The organism is Streptomyces sp. NPDC059456, from assembly GCF_042750055.1.
Classification (GTDB): Bacteria; Actinomycetota; Actinomycetes; order Streptomycetales; family Streptomycetaceae; genus Streptomyces.
This window is the reverse complement of record NZ_JBHYVA010000749.1, coordinates 1-1,832: the sequence shown is the minus strand read 5'-3', so window position 1 is coordinate 1,832 and position 1,832 is coordinate 1. Positions and strand designations below refer to the sequence as shown.

Here is a 1,832-nt window from a genome sequence, read left to right as displayed (position 1 = left end):
GGGTGTGGGCCAGGTGGGGTGGGGTGTATTCTTCATGACCGTTTTGTTGGTGGGTGTGGTGCTGCTCTTCCTCGCGCCCCCCCCCGCAGTTCCCCGGCCCGTAGGCCGTGTTCGGGCTCCCGGGCCGCCGGGCCGGCGCCTCCGAAAGGCCGACCCACCCGTTCGCCCGGCCACAAAAGCAGGACGAACGCGTAACATCCGTGCCGTACAACGGCCATGAATGAGCAAAGGCGCTCTGCCCATGACGCACGCACTGCCCGGCTACGTCTGCCCCGAGGACGCCACGCGCGCCGATGCCCGGACGGCCCCCTGGTGCTGCCCCCTGTGCGGCGGACCGTGGGACCTCGACTTCACCCCCGATCCGGCCGCCCCGCTCGAACCGGCCGCCGGACCCCCCTCCCTCTGGCGGTTCGGCTCCGCACTGCCGCTGCCGGGGGCGTTCTCCGTGACGCTGTCGGAGGGGAACACGCCGCTGGTCCCGCTCGCGGAGCGGATCCACGCCAAGCTCGACTTCCTGATGCCCACGCTGTCGTTCAAGGACCGCGGCGCGGTGATGCTCGCGGAACTGGCCCGGCGGCTGGCCCCGGAACGGGTGGTCGCGGACAGCAGCGGCAACGCGGGAACGGCCGTGGCCGCGTACTGCGCGCGGGCGGGGCTGAAGTGCGAGGTGTTCGTACCCGAGGGCACCCCGGAGAAGAAGACGGAGCAGATGCGGGCGCACGGCGCGGCGGTCCGCTTCGTGCCGGGCGGCAGGGAGGCCACGGCGCTCGCGGCCCGCGCCGCCGCCGACCTCCCCGGGGTCTTCTACGCGAGCCACGTCTTCAACCCGTACTTCCTGCACGGGACGAAGACGTACGTGTACGAGGTGTGGGAGGAACTCGGCGGCCGGCTGCCCGAGGCCCTCGTCCTCCCCGTCGGCAACGGCACCCTGCTGCTGGGGGCGGCCCTCGCGGTCTCGGAGCTGGCGCGCCGCGGGGTGAAGCCGCCCGCGCTGATCGCGGTCCAGGCCGAGGCGGTGTCCCCGCTGGCCAAGGCCTTCGCGGCGGGCGCGCAGGACGCCGCTCCGGTGGAGCAGCGGCCCACCCTCGCCGACGGGATCGCGATCGCGTCCCCGCCGCGGGCCCGCCAGGTGCTGGCCGCGGTCCGCGCGTCCGGCGGCACCTTCCTGACGGTCCCGGAGGAGGCCCTGCGCGCGGCCCGCCGGGACCTGGCGCAGCGCGGCCTGTTCGTGGAACCCACGGCGGCGGCCTGCTGGGCGGCGGTCGGCCCCCACGCCCCCGCCGACCCGCTCCAGGGCCGCACGGCGGTCCTGCCCCTGTGCGGGGCCGGGCTCAAGGCGGGTTGGACGTAGCGCGGCCACGGGCCCGGTCCGGCGACGGGGCCCGGTCCGGGAGGACGGGCCCGGTCCGGGAGGACGGGCCCCCGCACTGCCCCCGCACTGCCCCCGTCCCGCCCCCGCGGCGCCGGCGTACGTGTCGGGAAATCGCCAGCCCGGGACGGCGGGCGTCTGGTGAACTGGGGCCATGACCACCATCGTTGATCTCGCCCGCCGGTTCACCGCGCTCCACGACCCCGCCGCCCCGCTGGCCCTGGCCAATGCCTGGGACGTCGTCAGTGCCCGTCTCGTCGAGGCCGCCGGGGCCCCCGCCGTTGCCACGACCAGTGCCGGTGTCGCCTGGTCCCTCGGCGCGCCCGACGGCGACGCGCTGACCCGCGACCGTGCCCTCGACCACGTCTCCCGCGTGGTGGCCCCCCTCTCCGCGCCGGTCACCGCCGCCAAAGCTGGCGGGTTCGCCGGCGCCCGCCCCCCCGGGGGCGGGGCGCCCCGCCCC

2 protein-coding genes are annotated in these 1,832 nt (G+C 76.4%); both read left to right on the top strand.

What is annotated here, in order from left to right; genetic code table 11:
- Positions 1-220: 220 nt before the first annotated feature.
- Positions 221-1,351 carry a threonine synthase gene (locus tag ACFXA3_RS37705; protein ID WP_385194977.1) on the top strand — a complete coding sequence of 377 codons (1,131 nt, stop codon included), beginning with the start codon at positions 221-223 and terminating at the stop codon, positions 1,349-1,351.
- Positions 1,352-1,523: 172 nt separating this feature from the next.
- Positions 1,524-1,832: isocitrate lyase/phosphoenolpyruvate mutase family protein (locus tag ACFXA3_RS37700; protein ID WP_385194975.1), on the top strand; the 309-nt coding region annotated here is incomplete at its 3' end.